Here is a 17,370-nt window from a genome sequence, read left to right as displayed (position 1 = left end):
GATGGCGAAGAAGAAACACGCCGCACCGGCGGCGACGGCCGCGCCTGCGGCAACCCCCGATTTGAATGCGGTGGCGGCAAGCAGCGCCCTGTGGCTGCTGGCCGCCATGATGATCCTCGCACCCGCGCTCGGCTCGCCGGTGGAGGAGATGCTGCAGGACACCCTCAAGTCGATCGTCGTGTCCTTCGGCGCGCTGCTGACCGCGATGCTGTTCTTCTTCAGGATCCGCAAGAGCGATGCGCCGCTGCGCTGGCATGCCCTGCTGTGGCTGCCGCTGCTGCTGTGCGCCTATGCGCTGGGCAGCATGGCCTGGTCGCATACCTACCTGGCGGGGGTGGAGGCGGTGCGGTGGTTCGTCTTCGCGCTCATTGCGTGGCTCGCGCTGAACACGCTCACGCGCGAGAACGCGCCGGTGCTCGCGTGGGGCATCCACCTCGGGGGCGTGGTTGCATCGCTCTGGACGGCGCTGCAGTTCTGGGCGGACCTGCAGTTGTTCCCGCAAGGGCCGAACCCGGGCTCGACCTTCGTCAACCGCAACTTCTTCGCGGAGTTCGCGGTGTGCACGCTGCCGTTCGGCGCGTGGCTGCTGGCTCGTGCGCGGTCGTCGGTTTCGATTGCGCTGCTGTCCGCAACGACGGGTTTCACCGTATTGGCCATCCTGATGACGGGCACGCGCGCCGCGCTGCTCGCCACTTGGCTGCTGCTGCTGGCCGTGCTCCCCTTGATTGCGTGGCGCTTCCGTACGCAACTGCAACTACGGGCGTGGTCGCAGGGGCAGCGGCTGCTCGCCATCGCCTCCTTCCTCATCGTCGTGGTCGGCCTCGGGCTGGTGCCGTCGGGCAACAAGAAGATCCTCGACGAGGAACGCGGTACGACCGCGCTCGCACGCGGTATCGGCCGCACGGGCACGATCCGCCCGGACGACCACTCGCTGGGCCTGCGCATGCTGATGTGGAAGGCCACCGCGCGCGTGATCGCGGCCGAGCCGGTCACCGGCGTCGGTGCCGGCGCGTGGGAAGTGCAGGTGCCGCGCTTCCAGGAAAAGGGCGCGCAGCTGGAGACCGACTACTACGTGCACAACGAGTTCCTGCAACTCGTTGCGGAGTACGGCCTGGTGGGCTGGGCCTTCCTGCTGCTGCTGGCGGCTTACCTGCTGCAGGCAACGCGGCGGACGTGGCAACTGGCTGGGGACGAGGAAGGACCGCTGCGAGCGATGGCACTGGCGGCGGTCTTCGCGCTCTTCGTCTGCAGCAGCATCGGCTTCCCGTGGCGCATGGCCGTCACCGGCGCGCTGTTCGCCCTGTGCCTCGGCTTGCTCGCCGCGTCGGACGCGCGTCTCGGGCTGCAAGGCCGCACCTCCGTGCAGGACGTTCCCTGGCATCGCGACGACGGCTACCTTGCGATGGGCGTGACGTTCGCCTGCCTCGCACTGGCGGCGTTCATCACCGACCGCGCGGCGACGAGCGAGCGCAAGATCGTGCAGGCGGCGCGGCTCGCCATGACGATCAGCGCCTCGGGCGACGTCAACGCGTCGCGCTGGGACGAGACCAAGGCGCGGCTGCTGCAGCTCACCAGCGAGGGCGTGCAGCTCAACCCGCACTACCGCAAACTCACGCCGATCGTCGCGGACGAACTCGCCAAGTGGGAAGACTGGCGCAATGCCGTCGTCATCTGGGAAAGCGTGCTCAAGTCGCGGCCCTATGTCACCGCCATCATCACGAACGTGGGGCGCGGCTATTCGGTGCTGGGCCAGCTGGACAAGGCCGTCGAGTACCTGGAGCGCGCGAAGAAGCTGCAGCCCGACGCGCCGGCCGTGCGCTCGCTGGAGGTGATCCTGCTCGCCAGGCAGGGCAAGGAGGCGCAGGCGTACCAGCTTTGCAAGCGTTCCATCGAGGAAGGCATCTCCGACTACGACCTGCAGAACGCGGCCTTCACGCTTGCCGTGCGCGCGAAGGACTATGCGCTGGCCGAACGCGCGATCCAGCTGCGGATGAAGGAGAACCCGGTCACGAAGCTGCAAGGGCTGCTGCAGCTCGGGCAGATGTACCTCGACGACGTGAAGGACCCGGCCAAGGCGCTGGGCTATTACCGCCTCGCGGTGCAGGCCACCACGACCCTCGAAGAGCGCGCCGCCGTATTGACGAAGGTGCCACCGCAGCTGCGCTCGCAGGCGCAGGCGGCTCAGACGTCGGCGAGCAGCAAGTAGGGCAGGGGCTGCAGCTCCAGCGGCGCGCCGTCGGGGCCGCCGGCCGTGAGCCGCCCGCCTTCGGCAGACGAAACCTGCATCGACACGACCGCGTCCCAGCCGCCGCCCGGCGCGGGCGCGGCCTCGGCGACGACGCCGGTGGGCTGCTCGCGGTCGGACTCGTGGAACACTTCCTGCCCGGTGGCGAGCGCCGCCGTCGAATGCACGATGTACGCGCGCCGCTTGAGCGTGCCGCGGAACTGGCTGCGCGCGACGACCTCCTGGCCGGGGTAGCAGCCCTTCTTGAAGTTCACGCCGCCGACGGACTCGTAGTTGAGCATCTGCGGCACGAAGGCTTCGACGATGGGCGGCGTGATGTCGGCGACGCCGCTGCGCACCTCGCCCCAGCGCCAGAGTTCGGTGGAAAGCGCAGGGCCTTCGGGCGGCGGCTCGCCCGCCGGTGCGACCCACAGCGCGCGTGGCTGGCCGTCGGCGGGGTAGAGCACGGCGATGGACGCCGCGCCGCGATCGAATTTCTGCCACGGCTCCACGGGCCCGCCCGCCAGCGCCTTGAGCGTGTCGCCCGCGATGCCGCGCAGCTCGAACTCGCCGGTCGCATCGCTGAGCTTCACCTTCGAACGCAGCACGAACATCGACAAACGCTTGAGCGCAGCCGGCAGCACCTCGCGGTTGCACACCAGCAGGACCTCGCCGTCCGAACGCCGGATGCCGATGAAGCTGGCCAGCATGCGGCCCTTGGCCGTGCAGAAGGCCGCCAGCCGTGCTTCGCTGTCGCGCTGCAAGGCGAAGTCGTTGGTCAGCTGCGCGTGCAGGAACCTGGCGGCCTCTTCGCCGCGGGCGGCGATCACGCCCAGGTGCGGGACGGGGGCGATGCCGTTGAGGAGTGCGGACATGGCCTCAATTATCATGGGCCGTTCAATTGCATATATCGCGTAGGGTCCGGTGCGTCGCTTCCTGGGTTGGCTTTTCTTCGCGGCTGCGCTGGGCGTGCTCGGCGCCGGCGGCTGGGCGTGGTGGTGGGTGCACCACCCGCTGGCGCTGCCCGCGCCCACCGTGGACCTTTCCATCGAGCCCGGCACGCTGCCGCGCAACGTGGCGCAGGCGGTCAGGGACGCGGGCGTGGACGTGCAGCCGCAACTGCTCTACTACTGGTTCCGCATCTCGGGGCAGGGCCGGCAGATCAAGGCGGGCAGCTACGAGCTGGAGACCGGCATCACGCCCGAGCGCCTGCTGGACAAGCTCGCGCGTGGCGAGGAAAGCCTGCGCGCCGTGACCTTCGTGGAAGGCTGGAACTGGCGGCAGGTGCGCGCGGCGCTGGCCTCGGCCGAGCAGCTCAAGCCGGAAACGAAGTCGCTGGACGACGCGGCCGTCATGGCGCTGCTGGGCCGCCCCGGCGTGGCGCCCGAGGGGCGCTTCTTCCCGGACACCTACACCTACTCGAAGGGTTCGAGCGACGTCGCGGTGCTCAAGCGCGCGTTGCGTGCCATGGACAAGCGCCTGGCCGAAGCGTGGGCGCAGCGCGCGCCGGACGCCGTGGCCAAGACGCCGGACGAGGCGCTGATCCTGGCCAGCATCGTCGAGAAGGAGACGGGCAAGGCAGCGGACCGCACGCTGGTGGCCAGCGTCTTCAACAACCGCCTCAAAGTGGGCATGCCGCTGCAGACCGACCCGACCGTGATCTACGGCCTGGGCGACAAGTTCGACGGCAACCTGAAGAAGGTGCACCTGCAGACCGACACGCCCTTCAACACGTACACGCGGCCCGGCCTGCCGCCGACGCCGATTGCGATGCCGGGCAAGGCATCCTTGCACGCGGCGTTGCATCCCGCGCCGGGCAAGTTCCTGTACTTCGTCGCGAAGGGCGACGGCACCAGCCATTTCAGCGAGAACCTCGACGAGCACAATCGGGCCGTCAACAAGTACCAGCGCGGGCAATGAGGCAGGGTATCTTCATCAGCTTCGAAGGCATCGACGGGGCGGGCAAGTCGACGCACATCGACGCGCTCGCGGCGGCGCTGCGTGCGGCCGGCCGCACCGTTGTGCTCACGCGCGAGCCCGGCGGCACGCCTCTCGCGGAGAAGCTGCGGGCGCTGGCGCTGAACGACCCGATGGACCCGCTGACCGAGGCGCTGGTGATGTTCGCGGCTCGGCGCGACCACCTGCTGCAGGTGATCGAGCCGGCATTGGCGCGCGGCGACGTTGTCCTGTGCGACCGGTTCACCGATGCCACGTTTGCGTACCAGGGCGGCGGACGTGGGTTCGACCTGCAGGTGCTCGGTGAGCTGGAGCGCTGGGTGCAAACGGTGCCGGCCGTGCCCGGCGGCGTGCGCCAGCCCGATCTCACGATCTGGTTCGACCTGGCGCCCGAAGTGGCGGCCCGGCGGCTCGCGGGCGCGCGCGTGCCGGACAAGTTCGAGTCGCAGCCGGCGGAGTTCTTTGCTCGCGTGGCTGCGGGGTACGCGCGGCGGTGCGCGGAGCAACCGGCGCGATTTGCGCGGATCGACGCCGATCGGCCGCGCGACGAAGTCTGGCGGGCGGTCGAAGCCGCCGTGAAGAGCCGCGGATGGATCGCATGAGCGCCGCAGCCCAAGCCCCCTGGATCGCCGCGCAGCTGCGCACGTTGCTCGCGCAGCGCGGGCACGCGTGGCTGCTGCATGGCGCCTCCGGCCTCGGCCAGTACACGCTCGGCCTTTCGCTTGCGCAGGCATGGCTGTGCGAGCGCCCCACCGCCGACGGCGCCTGCGGCCAGTGCGAGAGCTGCCACGCGGTCGAGGTCCGCACGCATGCCGACCTCGCCGTGCTGATGCCGGAAACCGTGCTGCTCGAGCTCGGCTGGCCGCTCGACGAGAAGTCGCAGAAAGACATCGACGACAAGAAGCGCAAGCCCAGCAAGGAAATCCGCGTCGAGGCGATGCGCGACGCGGTCGAGTTCGCGCAGCGCACCAGCGCGCGCGGGCGCGGCAAGGCAGTGCTGGTGTATCCGGCCGAGCGCATGAATCACATCACGGCGAACACCCTGCTCAAGACGCTGGAGGAGCCGCCGGGCGACGTGCGATTCGTTCTCGCGAGCGAGGCGTCGCACCAGTTGCTGCCGACGATCCGCAGCCGCTGCCTGGCGCACACGATGGTGTGGCCGCAGGGCGCCGATGCGCAGGCGTGGCTGCAGGAGCAGGGCGTTGCCGCCACCGCAGCTCCGGGCCTGCTGCGCGCCGCGGGCGGCCGCCCCGAAGACGCCCTGCGCCTGAAAGCCGCGGGGCGCGACCCCAAGACCTGGGCGCAACTGCCCAAGGCCGTCGCACGCGGCGAGGTGGCCGTGCTGGGCGACTGGTCGCCCGCCGAGGCGATCGACGCGCTTCAGAAGCTCTGCCACGACCTGCTGGCCGTGGCGTGTGGCGCCGAGCCGCGCTTCTTCGAGCGTGGTGACCTGCCCAAGGCGGGGTCGGTCGCCGCCCTCACCGCCTGGTCGCGCGAACTGGCGCAGGAAGCGCGGACGGCCGAACACCCCTTCAACGCGGGACTGTTACTCGAATCCCTGGTCAGCCGCGCTCGCGCCGCACTGGCCGCGCCGGTAAACTCGCGGCTCCAGCCGTCGCCATGAGCAACCCGTCACCCACCACCCCGCGCCCGAGCGTCATCCAGCTGGCGATCAAGGAAAAGGCCGCGCTGTATGCCGCCTACATCCCGTTGTTCGCGGACGGTGGCGTGTTCATCCCGACCACGCGGGACTACCGGCTGGGCGACGACGTCTACGTGCTGCTGTCGCTGCCGGACGACCCGCAGCGCTACCCGGTGGCCGGCAAGGTGGCGTGGGTGACCCCGCCGCGCGCCGCGGCGAACCGCACGCAAGGCGTCGGCATCCGCTTCCCCTCGGACGAGAAGTCCAAGCTGCTCAAGGCGAAGATCGAGGAAATCCTCGGCGGCCACCTCGCCTCCGAGCGCCCCACGCAGACGATCTAGGCCTTGTACGTCGATTCCCATTGCCACCTGAGCTTCCCGGAGCTCTCTTCGAGGCTGGCCGACATCCGCGCGGCCATGGCCGCGGCGCAGGTCGACCGTGCGCTTTGCATCACGACGACGCTGGAGGAATTCCCGGCCGTCCACGAGCTCGCGACCAGCTACGACAACTTTTGGGCCAGCGTCGGCGTGCACCCGGACAACGAGGACATCGAGGAGCCGACGGTCGAGCGGCTCAAGGCTCTGTCGGCGCTGCCCAAGGTGGTGGCCATCGGCGAGACCGGGCTGGACTATTACCAGATGGAAGAGCGCAAGGGCGGCCGCAGCATCGGCGACCTGGACTGGCAGCGCGAGCGCTTTCGCACGCACATCCGCGCGGCGCAGCAGGTGCGCAAGCCGCTGATCATCCACACGCGCGCGGCGTCGGCGGACACGATCGCTATCCTGAAAGAGGAGGGCGAGGACGGCTCCCCAGGCTCGGCCGGCGGCGTCTTCCACTGCTTCACCGAGACCGCCGAAGTGGCGCGGGCGGCGCTGGACCTGGGCTTCTACATCTCGTTTTCCGGGATCATCACGTTCAAGAACGCGGCGGACCTGCGGGAGGTGGCCGGGTTCGTGCCGCTGGACCGGATGCTGATCGAAACCGACAGCCCTTACCTCGCGCCCGTGCCGTACCGCGGCAAGGTGAACAACCCCGCCTACGTGCCCTACGTCGCGAAGCAGATCGCCGAGGTTCGCGGCATGACGCAGAAAGAGGTTGGGGCGGTGACCAGCACCAACTTCGAGCGGCTTTTCGGCGTCGGCAAGACTTCATCCATCGCATGAAGAGGCTGCTTTATCTCGTTGCCCTGCTTTGGTTTTCTGCCAGCCAAGCCGGTAGCTACGACGATTTCTTCATCGCCATCAAGCACGACAACCCCTCGGCCATGGTCGAGCTGCTGAACCGGGGTTTCGACCCCAACACGCTGGACCCGAAGGGCGTCCACGGCCTGTTCCTGGCCGTGAAGGAGCCGTCGCCCAAGGTCGCCGAGGTGCTGATCTCGCACCCGAAGACGCAGGTGGAATGGCGTTCGCCGCAGGACGAAAGCGCGCTCATGATCGCGGCGCTCAAGGGCGAAACGGCGCTGGTGAAGAAGCTGATCGCCCGGGACGCCGACGTCAACAAGCCGGGCTGGGCGCCGCTGCATTACGCCGCCACCGGCGGGCACTTGGAGATCATCCGGCTGCTGCTGGAGCACCACGCGTTCATCGACGCCGAGTCGCCGAACAAGTCGACGCCGCTCATGATGGCGGCGCATTACGGCACGCGTGAGGCCGTGAAGCTGCTGCTGGACGAAGGTGCGGACCCGGCGCTCAAGAACGAGCTCGGGCTGTCCGCCATCGACTTCGCCTACCGGGCCGGCCGGCAGGACGTGGCGGACATGATCGCCGCGGCCGCGCGCGCCCGGCAGCCGAACAAAGGCAAATGGTGACAAGGGCTTGCGCCGGGAACTTCAAGTACCCGGCGCGGGCCGGTGTCAGGGCTTGGCGGTACAGGCCGTGACGACCTCGACGCCGGCGCCCAGCTGGCGCGTCTCGGTCTGGCAGCGCGCCAGGTCGGCGTAGTACGCCTGGACGACCTGGCCCGGCGGGTTGTACCGCAGCGTGGCTTGCGCGCCCATGCCGGTGCTGGCCGGGTCCGGCTGGCACTTGGCGCCGGCGGCCATCTTTTCGACGCGCGCGCAGAAGTCGGCGCTCGGATAGTCGAAGACGCGAACGATCTGGCCGCCGGTGTCCTTGTAGACAAGGTATTTGCCAGCAGGGCCGCTGGGCTGGGTGGCGCAGCCGGCCAGGATGGCGGCGGCGGCGATGCAGACGGTGGATGCGAGGCGCATGGTGTTTCCCTGAGCTGGTGGTCGTTTTTCTACCGCCAAACGCGCCGGACGTGGGGTCGCCGTAACTGCATCATACTTGATACGATGTGTATTATGTCAAATATTAAACGGGGAGGAAAGCGCCGTATTGGCGTCTTCTTCGGGTACATCCTCAACCGGCTGCTGCGGTGGCTGCGATCGCGTTGCGAACGGGCGCCCTACTTCTTCAGCCTTTCGGCATCGGCGGCCAGGAGTTGCTCGGGCCGTGGGCTGAGCTTGAACCTGTAGTACTGGTTCTTGTCCACGAGGCCGACGACCACATCCCTGGCATTTTCCAGTTCGCGACGGAAGTCATCGAATTTTGGCTCCGCGCCTGCGGCCGCCGCCCATGCGTCGTCGACCGCCTGCCGCAAGATGGCGTCCAGGTTGAGCTCCTTGGCCGAACCTTTCACGAGGTACGTTTCACGGATCATCTTCGCTTCGCCCTTGTACCTTTCTCTTTCCGCGGCCTTGCTGTTCGAGTCAGGCACGGGCTGCCTCAGAAACTTGTCGACCACCTCGAGGAATTCGAAGTCGCGTTCGGTCTTGCCCTCTTTCGCGAAGTCGCGGATGTGGTTGAACCAGCGCGATCCCGGAGAAATCGCGGAAAAGCGTTCGGGCAGCGGTCCCAGGGGCGGCTCTTGCCTGGCTGCGCGAGCCGCCAGGAAGCGCCTGCCGATGCTGGATCCCCTGCCGTGGCTGGGCGACTCCACCGGGATTTCCTGGAAGGCGTCAGGGTGCTCTGCAACCTGGCCGTCGATGTAGCACTTGACAATGTCGATCCCGAAGCGCCACAGCGCCTGGGCCAGCGGACTGTCGAGGGCAATCGCGTCCCCTTCGGTCCGGTGCTGCGCGGCCTTCAAGACCCCTTGGGCGACACTCGCACGGTCCAGGCCGAACTCGATTGCCAGCGTGATCCGGCGCTGCGAGAAGTGAGTGTCGGCGATTCTCTTGTAGAGGGCGGCTCGGTCGGCGTCCGTCGTTGTGGGGTCGAAAAAGCGGTCGAAGAGCAGCATGAACTTGACGTTCTCTTCGAATAGAAGCGGCCCTGCCAGCTCCTCCAGCTGGTTGCGCCAAAGCGGTGTGCGCAGCCGCCTGCTGAAGTCGTCGTACTCGGCGCGCGGGCCGTGCGGCTTCTTGGCGTCCGCCCACGCAGCGTTGGGGCTGCGCGTGTGCAGGCCGGCGTCCAGGATGGCTTGCTGCACCGGCGCACGCAGCGGCTTGAAGGCCTTGACCAGCTCGACCGCGTCCTCGCCGGCCTCGCTGACCCTTTGAAGCAGTTCCGTCCTTACCTGCTCCTCCATCGCAAGCGCAAGTCGCGCTCCCTTGGCGATGAAGATCGTCACCAGGCCTCTGGCGCCGGCGGCGTCCGGATTCGCCAGGAATTGGTGCAGCGCCATCAGGAAGAGAAACTGGCGTTCGGCGTCGGTCCCCTGGGCGGCATGGTGGGCGTCTACGAAGTGCTGGGACAAGGGTATGCCGACTTCCCGTTCGAAGCGGGCGTTCACCGGGTCCTGCCCGAAAAAGCTCTGGCGTTTGGTCGCCGCGGCGGTGATGATGCCGCTGCCGCGGCGCTCGACCGACGAAGCGCGAGTGCCGCTGGCGCCGGGGTCGAGCCGACGGCCGCGAGAGCCTGGAGACTGGACGTCCTTTCCTTCGTACGACGGCCCGGCCGACCGCTGCTGATTTTCCCGGAGTGCGAGCTCGCACAGCTCTGCAAGATCCTTCACCAGCTCCTCGGTGAGATACAGCTTCGTCTCGTTCTTCTGGCGGGCCTCGATCTGGACTCTCTTGGCCGCGGTCACATCGCCCTTGACCGCGGCGCGCTTCGTCTCGTAAGCGCTGGGATAAGGTTTGGCAACGCACGCATCCATGAGGGCCATCAGCTGTGAAACCAGAGGCTCCTTCTCCGCTAACGATGGCGCATCGAGGAACTTGCTGCGAAAGGCCAGTAAATCCATGACCGGCGTCGCGGCCTTGCGCAATGGCTCGATTGCCAGCCGCAGGCTTGTGGGGTCGTTGCCGGCTTCGTTGATCGCGGTCTCCAGGGCGGCGTGGTGCGGCTGGAACACAGCGATCGTCGCAACCGTATCGACGAGGAATTTCGCGCTGCCCGCGTCGGGAGTCTTGGCGAATTGGTCCAGCTCTTCGAGGAATTCCTTGAACGCCTCCAGGGTCACGGGTTTGAACGGCTGCTGCGCGGCAACCGCAGCGACGTCACCTCTCGAGGCGGACGCCGCCACGGGTGATAGCTCTGCGGCCTTCGTCTCGCCGCCAAGCGAGCGCGGTTCGTCGTTGGGTGCGCCTTGATCGGCAGTGGTGGACAGCCGCGCGGGCCGCGCTCGCCGCTCGGGTCTCGGCGGTTTCATTCGGGTCGAAGGCTCGCCCGCAATCGGCACGGAACCCGGTGCACTCAGGCCGCCGATCGGCGTGCCTTCGGGTTTGTCGGCGCCTTGGGCACTTTCCGCACCTTCCGCGGCGCGTGCCGGGACACTGGTTGGGGCGACTGGCAAGTTGAAAGGCGCGGCTGAAGAGCTGGAAGGTGTCATAGCTGTGGTGAATCAAAAAAAAAAGCGAGGGCGCTCAGGCCCGGTTCATCAGGTCGGCGCAAAAGGCCTGTTGCGAATCGGCCGCCGCGCTGGTGTCCGCATCCGCCAGTTGCTCGCGCCACCGCGTGACACGCTCGATGCCTTCACCCACGAGCTGGTGCAGGCCGGACGGTGTCGCTTCGAACAGCGAATAGACCTGCTTCACGACACCGTTGCCGTTGGACGGGTTGCGCGCGAAGACGGGCGTGGGGTGCGCGAGCATGAAGTTGCCGTCGAGCAGAGCCTGCAGCGCGCCAACTCCACCGGGTCCCGACGCGGGCAGCGCCCCGAGGTCGAAGAAGAGGAAAACGTGGTCTGCGCTGGCGCTTTCGCAATGCACCACGTTGACCGTCACGCCGCGCAGCACCACGTGGAACGCGACGCGGCCGAACTCGTCGGCGCTCAGCACGGGCACCGGCACCCGCGCGATCTCGCAAAACCCCGCGCACAAAGCCTCGAAGCTGGCTGCCGCCATCGCATCCTCCCAAGTGGTTCAGGCGGCGCGATTGTCAGCGCGCTCGCTGCGCGCGTCTTCCGACTTAGGTAGGAGCAGCGTCGCGCGCTCAGCGCACGAACCGCCCTTCCCGCCCGATGATGGTCAGGTCGGTGAACCGCGAACCCTCATGGTTGCCGGCGCTGTACGACAGGTAGAACCCGCCCGCGTCCCAGCGCTGGAAGGTCTCCAGCGCGGCCACCAGCGACTCGCGCGTGGGCGCCTTGCCCGCGCGGCGCAGGCCCTCCACCACCACCTTCGCGGCGATGTAGCCCTCGAGGCTCGAGAAGTCCAGCTCCTTGTGCCCGGCCTTCGCCATGTGCAGCTGGTAGTCGCGAACGAGCGCACTCGCGGGGCTGTAGGGGAACGGCACCACCTGCGAGATGACGACGCCGGGCCCGGAATCGCCCAGCTGGTCGGACAGCGCCTTGGAGCCGACGAAGCTCACGTTGAAGAACTGCCCGCCGTAGCCGGCCGCCCTCGCCTGCTTGATCAGCGCCGCGCACGACTTGTACGCGCTGATCTGCACCACCGCTTCGGGCTGCGCCGCGAGCACCTGCTTGAGCGCGGCAGCCACGTCGACCGTGTTGCGCTCCACCGTGGCGGCCATCGCGGGCTGCAGCCCGCGCTTGTCCATCGCGCGCTTCACGCCGGCCAGGCCGGCCATGCCGTACGAGTCGTTCTGGTAGAAGACGCCGATCTTGCGGTTGCCCAGCGTGGTGAGGTGCTCGACGATGCGCTCGGTCTCGTCGAAGTAGCTCGCGCGCACGTGGAAGATGTTCCGGTTGAACGGCTCGCGCAGCGCCTGCGCGCCGGTGAAGGGGCCGATCAGGGGGATGCCCTCGGCATTGATCGCGGGCACGGCCGCGATGTTGGTCGGCGTGCCGACGGAGCCGATGAGCGCGAAAACGCGGTCCTCGGCAATCAGCTGCTTGCACGCCGCCGCGGCGCGCTCGGGCTCGTAGCCGTCGTCCCGGGCCACGAGGCGAAGCGTGCGGCCATGCACGCCGCCGGCCGCATTGACGTCCGAGAAGCACGTTTCGATGCCGACCTTCATGCGCCGGCCCAGCTCGGCCGCGGGGCCGCTGTGGGCCGCGAACTGGCCGAGCACGATCTCGCTGGAACTGGTGGGGCCCGCGGCACGCAGGGCGGGTGAGGCAACGCAGGCCGCCAGCAGGGCCATGGCGTTGCGGCGGGTGGGTGGGCGCAGGGTCATCTCGGTCTCTCCTTCAGAAGGCATCCCTTGCGATCGATACTAGGAAGCGCCCCGGCGCGGACAAGGTATGCCGTGGTATATCGGCAAGGTGCCACCGCAGTCAGAACAACCAGGCCCTTCCGGCGCGATCGCAGTGCTCGCCGTCGCCGCCTTCCTCAGCGGCGCCGCCCTTCGCATCTGCGACGGCCTCATCCCGCGTGTCGCACGCGACTTCGGCGTGAGCCCGGGCGTGGCCGGCCGGGTGGTCGTCACGTTCTCCATCGCGTACGGCGCGATGCAGCTCGTCTTCGGGCCGCTCGGCGACCGCTTCGGCAAGGTGCGCGTCATCACCTGCGCACTCGTCGGCGGGACATTCACCGCTGCAATCGCGGCCGCTTCGGCGAGCTTCGACACGCTCGTGGTCGCGCGCATCGGCTGGGGCATGGCGGCGGGCGGCATCATCCCGCTCTCGCTCGCGTGGGTCGGCGACGCGGTGCCTTATGAACGCAGGCAGGCCACGCTCGCGCGCCTGCTCACGGGGATCCTCTCGGGGATGATGGCCGGGCAGCTCGCCGGCGGCCTCTTCGCGGATGCCGGCGTGGGCTGGCGCGGCGCGTTCGTGATGATGTCCGCGGGCTACGCGGTCGTGGCCGTGCTGCTGCTCGTGCGCCTGCGGCACGTCAGCGCCGCCGCTACGGCGGCGCCTGCCGGCCCCTGGCGCAGCCAGCTGCACGCGGTGCTGGGCAACCGCTGGAGCTGGTGGGTGCTGGGCTCGGCGCTTACCGAAGGCGTCTTCCTGCTCGGCCCGCTCGCGTACCTTCCGGCGTTGCTGCACGAGCGGTTCGCCATCTCGGTGTCCGCAGCGTCCGCAATGATCGCGCTGTATGCCGTGGGCGGCCTTGTCTATGCGATGACGGCGCGCCACTTCGTCGCGCGCTGGGGCGAGCGCCGCATGGTGGTGAGGGGGTGCCTCATCATGGCCGCCGGCCTGCTCGCGTTGCTGGGCTCACCGGTGGCTTGGACCGCGGCGCCGGTCGCGCTCATCGTCGGCTTCGGCACTTACCTGTACCACAACACGCTGCAGACGCACGGGACGCAGATGGCGCCCACCGCGCGCGGCACCGGCATGGGCCTGTTCGCGTTCTGCCTGTTTGGGGGCGCGGCATTGGGTACCAGCTGGGCCGGCATCGCCTTCGACCGCGGAGGGGCCGCCGCCCTGCTCCTGCCGCCGATCGTGGTGCTGCCGCTCGCGGGCTGGGCCTTCGCACGCGCGCTGGCGCGGCGCGCCCCACATGCGGCTGGCTAATAGCGCTTAGTGCCGTCATCGCATTGATGGATGACGCCGCCGCGGCCACACTGCGGCCGTGGAAGTCTCATTCAGCAAGGAAATCGAGTCGCTGCGCCTGGGCAAGGGGGACACCTTCCATGGCGAAGGCATCCTCGCGATCACCAAGGCGCTGCTGCAATCCGGCGTGGCCTACGTCGGCGGCTATCAGGGCGCGCCGGTGTCGCACCTGCTCGACGTCATGGTGCAGGCCAAGCCCTACATGGACGAGCTCGGCGTGCACGTCGAGGCGTGCTCCAACGAGGCATCGGCCGCGGCGATGCTCGGTGCGTCGATCCATTACCCGCTGCGCGGTGCGGTGACGTGGAAGTCGATCGTCGGCACCAACGTGGCGGCCGACGCGCTGTCCAACCTGTCTTCGCCGGGCGTGACAGGTGGCGCGCTCATCGTCGTGGGCGAGGACTACGGCGAAGGCGCATCGGTGATCCAGGAGCGCACGCATGCGTATGCGCTCAAGTCGGGCATGTGCCTGCTCGACCCGCGCCCCGACCTGCCGGTGATGGTGAAGATGGTGGAGCACGGCTTCCGGCTCTCCGAGGCTTCGAACATGCCCGCGATCCTGGAGTTGCGCATCCGTGCGTGCCACGTGCGCGGCAGCTTCGAGGCGAGTGACAACGTGCCGCCGCCGGTGTCGACGCGTGCACTGATGGAAGACCCCGCCGCGTTCGACTACATGCGGCTCGCGCACCCGCCGGTGACCTTCCGCCACGAGAAGCTCAAGTCGGAGCAGCGCCTGCCCGCCGCGCGCAAGTACATCGTCGACAACGGGTTGAACGAACTCGTCCCCGGCCAGCGGGGCGACGTCGGCATCATCGTGCAGGGCGGCATCTGCAATGCGCTCATCCGCAGCCTGCAGCAACTGGGGCTGGCCGACGCGTTCGGCGAGCCCGAGATCCCGTTGCTCGTGCTCAACGTCACCTATCCGCTGGTGCCGGAGCAGGTGGCGGACTTCTGCGTGGGGAAGAGCAAGGTGCTGGTGGTGGAAGAAGGCCAGCCGGAGTACATCGAGCAGGAAATCGCCACGCTGCTGCGCCGGCGCGACATCCAGACGAAGCTCCATGGCAAGGACATGCTGCCCTCCGGCGGCGAGTACACCGTCGAAGTGATCACCAAGGGCCTCGCGGCTTTCCTGCCGGAAGCTGCCGCAGGCGATGCATGGCTGGCCGAGCTGGCGGCGCGCCGGCAGCAGGCGGCCGCCCTGCTCTCGGCGGCGCCGCTGCCTGCGCGCCCGCCGGGCTTCTGCATCGGCTGCCCCGAGCGGCCGGTGTTCTCCGCGCTCAAGATGCTGCAGCAGGACATCGGCCAGGTGCACGTCGCCGCCGACATCGGCTGCCACGCCTTCGGCACCTTCGAGCCGTTCTCGATGGGCCATTCGATCCTCGGCTACGGCATGTCGCTGGCCAGCCGCGCGGGTGTCTCGCCGATGATGCAGCGGCGCACGCTGGCGATCATGGGCGACGGCGGCTTCTGGCACAACGGCCTGCTCACGGGCGTGCAGTCGGCGCTGTTCAACGGCGACGATGCCGTGCTGCTGATCTTCAAGAACGGCTACACGTCCGCGACGGGCACGCAGGAGATCATTTCCACGCCGCAGGACGACGCCAAGTCCCACGCCGGCGACAAGGCAAAGAGCCTCGCGCACACCAACCAGACGATCGAGTCCACGCTGAAGGGGCTCGGTGTGCAGTGGCTGCGGACCGTGCACACCTACGAAGTGGAGAAGATGCGCGCGACGCTCAACGAGGCGTTCACCAGCGACTTCAACGGGCTGAAGGTTGTCGTGGCCGAGGGCGAATGCCAGCTGGAGCGCCAGCGCCGGATCAAGCCGTGGATCGCGAGCCTGCTGAAGAAGGGCGAGCGCGTCGTGCGCGTGAAGTACGGCGTGGACGAGGACGTGTGCAACGGCGACCATGCCTGCATCCGCCTTTCCGGCTGTCCGACGCTCACGCTGAAGGACAACCCCGACCCGCTGAAGGTGGACCCGGTCGCCACGGTCATCGACGGCTGCGTCGGCTGCGGCCTGTGTGGTGCCAACGCGCATGCGGCGACGCTTTGCCCCAGTTTCTACCGCGCCGAGATCGTGCAGAACCCGAAGTGGCACGAGCGCCTGTTCGCCGCCGTGCGCAGCGCGATCGTGCGCACGCTGCAGCCCGCCTGACCATGGACACCACGAAACCCATTTCCCTGCTCGTGTGCGCCCTCGGCGGCGAAGGCGGCGGCGTGCTCACCGAGTGGCTGGTGGAGACGGCGCGCCATGCCGGCTACGCGGTGCAGGCCACGTCGATTCCCGGTGTCGCGCAGCGCACCGGCGCGACCACTTATTACATCGAAGTGTTCCCCGTGCCGATGGCGCAGCTCGGCGGGCGGCGGCCGGTGTTCAGCCTGAACCCGGTGCCCGGGGCGCTGGACGCGATCTTGTCGTCCGAGTTGCTGGAGACGGCGCGCCAGCTGGCCAACGGCATGGCTTCGCCTTCGCGCACCGTCGTGGTCACGTCGACGAGTCGCGTGCTCACGACGCTGGAGCGGATGCAGCTCGCGGACGGTCGCGCCGATGTCGAGACGCTGATGAAGCTGGTGCGCGAATTGAGCCGGGTGCATCACAGCTTCGACATGGCGGCTGCCGCGCGCGAGGCGGGGACGGTCGTGAGTGCGGTGATGCTGGGGGCGATTGCCGGGTGCGGGGTGTTTCCGTTTGGGCGGGAGCAGTACGAGGCTGTTGTTCGCGCTTCGGGTGCTTCGGCTGCGGCAAGCCTGAGAGGCTTCGAACGCGGTTTCGCGCAAGTGCGTCATGCCGGGCTCGACCCGGCATCCATCGTGGCGCGCAACGATGGATTGCGGGTCAAGCCCGCAATGACGCTGGGCGCGGAGGTGCCAGAGCCTGTGCGAGAGTTCGCCTCGCTTGGCTACGAAAGGCTCGTCGAGTACCAGGATCGCGCATACGCGGATCTCTATCTGAAGCGCCTGCTCGAAGTCATTGAAGCCGAGCGGGCCGCAGACCCCGGCGGCACCTTCCGCACCAGCCGCGAAACCGCCCGCTGGCTCGCCCTCTGGATGGCTTTCGACGACATCGTGCGCGTGGCGGACCTCAAGAGCCGCGCCAGCCGCTGGCAGCGTGTGCAACGCGAGACCAAGGCGGCGGACGAGGACCTGCTCAAGGTCTACGACCACTTCAAGCCCGGCATCCCCGAGTTCGCGGCGCTCATGCCGCCCTCGCTCGCCGCGCGGATGCTCGCATGGGACCGCCGCCGCCAGCAGCCCTGGGCGATGCCGCTGAAGGTCGGCACGCACAGCGTGGGCGGCATGCTCGCCCTGCGCCTGCTCGCTTCGCTCAAGTGGCTGCGCGTTCGCGGCAGCCGCTTCGGCACCGAGCAGGAGATGATCGGGCGTTGGCTGCGCGGCGTGGTCGAGGGCACGAAGCGCGACTGGCGCCTCGGCAATGAAGTCGCTCAATGCGGCCGCTTGATCAAGGGCTATGGCTCCACCAACGAGCGCGGCAAGGAGAACCTGCTGCACGTGCTGGAGCACCTGCTGCCCCAAGCGGATTCGCATGCCATCGCCGCTGCTCGCGATGCCGCGCTTGCCGACGACGCGGGCAAGGCCCTCGACGCCGCGCTCGTGCAGCACGGAGCACCCCCGCGGCCGGTCAAGCCGCAACCGATCCGCTGGATGCGCAAACCCACCCGGGCCGTGTGAACCG

The 17,370-nt window shown here is 68.5% G+C and carries 15 protein-coding genes; 10 read left to right on the top strand and 5 right to left on the bottom strand.

The window, feature by feature from the left end; genetic code table 11:
- Position 1 precedes the first annotated feature (1 nt).
- A complete protein-coding gene (locus H8R02_RS08020; protein WP_187080863.1) occupies positions 2-2,206 on the top strand; it encodes an O-antigen ligase family protein in 2,205 nt (734 codons plus the stop codon).
- Here H8R02_RS08020 and ygfZ read toward each other — a convergent pair.
- The gene (gene ygfZ, locus H8R02_RS08015; RefSeq protein ID WP_187080862.1) at positions 2,182-3,099 is read right to left on the bottom strand and encodes a CAF17-like 4Fe-4S cluster assembly/insertion protein YgfZ; all 918 of its coding nucleotides are present in this window, start codon (positions 3,097-3,099) and stop codon (positions 2,182-2,184) included. The two genes, H8R02_RS08020 and ygfZ, sit on opposite strands and share 25 nt — an antisense overlap.
- Before the next feature lie 49 nt (positions 3,100-3,148).
- Here ygfZ and mltG point away from each other — a divergent pair, with 49 nt between their 5' ends.
- The 6 genes from mltG to H8R02_RS07985 are packed head-to-tail and all read left to right on the top strand — an operon-like array spanning position 3,149 to position 7,632.
- Entirely contained in the window at positions 3,149-4,144 is a 996-nt protein-coding gene (mltG, locus tag H8R02_RS08010) for an endolytic transglycosylase MltG (protein ID WP_187080861.1), read from the top strand.
- On the top strand, positions 4,141-4,782 hold the full coding sequence (tmk, locus tag H8R02_RS08005; RefSeq protein ID WP_187080860.1) for a dTMP kinase: 642 nt from the start codon (positions 4,141-4,143) through the stop codon (positions 4,780-4,782). Before mltG ends, tmk begins: the two co-directional genes overlap by 4 nt.
- Positions 4,779-5,804, top strand: coding sequence for a DNA polymerase III delta subunit-related protein (locus H8R02_RS08000; RefSeq protein ID WP_187080859.1), 1,026 nt, complete (start codon positions 4,779-4,781; stop codon positions 5,802-5,804). The genes tmk and H8R02_RS08000 overlap by 4 nt, the downstream gene beginning before the upstream one ends.
- A complete protein-coding gene (locus H8R02_RS07995) occupies positions 5,801-6,163 on the top strand; it encodes a PilZ domain-containing protein (RefSeq protein WP_187080858.1) in 363 nt (120 codons plus the stop codon). Before H8R02_RS08000 ends, H8R02_RS07995 begins: the two co-directional genes overlap by 4 nt.
- 3 nt (positions 6,164-6,166) lie before the next feature.
- Positions 6,167-6,985 (top strand): TatD family hydrolase, encoded by an 819-nt coding sequence (locus tag H8R02_RS07990; RefSeq protein WP_187080857.1) that lies wholly within the window; start codon positions 6,167-6,169, stop codon positions 6,983-6,985.
- Positions 6,982-7,632 carry an ankyrin repeat domain-containing protein gene (locus H8R02_RS07985; RefSeq protein WP_187080856.1) on the top strand — a complete coding sequence of 217 codons (651 nt, stop codon included), beginning with the start codon at positions 6,982-6,984 and terminating at the stop codon, positions 7,630-7,632. Before H8R02_RS07990 ends, H8R02_RS07985 begins: the two co-directional genes overlap by 4 nt.
- A gap of 45 nt (positions 7,633-7,677) precedes the next feature.
- On the opposite strand, the gene H8R02_RS07980 is transcribed toward H8R02_RS07985, so the two are convergent.
- The 4 genes from H8R02_RS07980 to H8R02_RS07965 all read right to left on the bottom strand — a co-directional run bounded on the left by H8R02_RS07980 (position 7,678) and on the right by H8R02_RS07965 (position 12,349).
- Positions 7,678-8,034, bottom strand: a complete 357-nt coding sequence (locus H8R02_RS07980; protein WP_187080855.1) for a hypothetical protein — start codon at positions 8,032-8,034, stop codon at positions 7,678-7,680.
- Between the two features lie 197 nt (positions 8,035-8,231).
- Positions 8,232-10,421, bottom strand: coding sequence for a regulator of G-protein signaling domain-containing protein (locus H8R02_RS07975; RefSeq protein WP_187080854.1), 2,190 nt, complete (start codon positions 10,419-10,421; stop codon positions 8,232-8,234).
- Between the two features lie 214 nt (positions 10,422-10,635).
- Positions 10,636-11,115, bottom strand: a complete 480-nt coding sequence (locus tag H8R02_RS07970) for a CesT family type III secretion system chaperone (protein WP_187080853.1) — start codon at positions 11,113-11,115, stop codon at positions 10,636-10,638.
- An 88-nt stretch (positions 11,116-11,203) separates the two neighbouring features.
- Positions 11,204-12,349 (bottom strand): ABC transporter substrate-binding protein, encoded by a 1,146-nt coding sequence (locus tag H8R02_RS07965; protein WP_255429227.1) that lies wholly within the window; start codon positions 12,347-12,349, stop codon positions 11,204-11,206.
- Between the two features lie 133 nt (positions 12,350-12,482).
- Here H8R02_RS07965 and H8R02_RS07960 point away from each other — a divergent pair, with 133 nt between their 5' ends.
- The 3 genes from H8R02_RS07960 to H8R02_RS07950 are packed head-to-tail and all read left to right on the top strand — an operon-like array spanning position 12,483 to position 17,366.
- Positions 12,483-13,634 (top strand): MFS transporter, encoded by a 1,152-nt coding sequence (locus tag H8R02_RS07960; RefSeq protein ID WP_354004883.1) that lies wholly within the window; start codon positions 12,483-12,485, stop codon positions 13,632-13,634.
- Positions 13,635-13,692: 58 nt separating this feature from the next.
- Positions 13,693-15,831: a thiamine pyrophosphate-dependent enzyme gene (locus tag H8R02_RS07955; RefSeq protein ID WP_187080851.1), complete on the top strand. Its 2,139-nt coding sequence runs from the start codon at positions 13,693-13,695 to the stop codon at positions 15,829-15,831.
- Between the two features lie 2 nt (positions 15,832-15,833).
- Complete coding sequence (locus H8R02_RS07950) at positions 15,834-17,366, top strand: indolepyruvate oxidoreductase subunit beta family protein (protein ID WP_187080850.1); 1,533 nt, start codon at positions 15,834-15,836, stop codon at positions 17,364-17,366.
- Positions 17,367-17,370: the final 4 nt, after the last annotated feature.

The sequence above is a fragment of the Ramlibacter albus genome (assembly GCF_014297445.1).
In the GTDB taxonomy this organism is placed as follows: Bacteria; Pseudomonadota; Gammaproteobacteria; order Burkholderiales; family Burkholderiaceae_C; genus Ramlibacter; species Ramlibacter albus.
The sequence above is the reverse complement of the archived record's forward strand: the minus strand, read 5'-3'. Positions and strand labels throughout refer to the sequence as shown.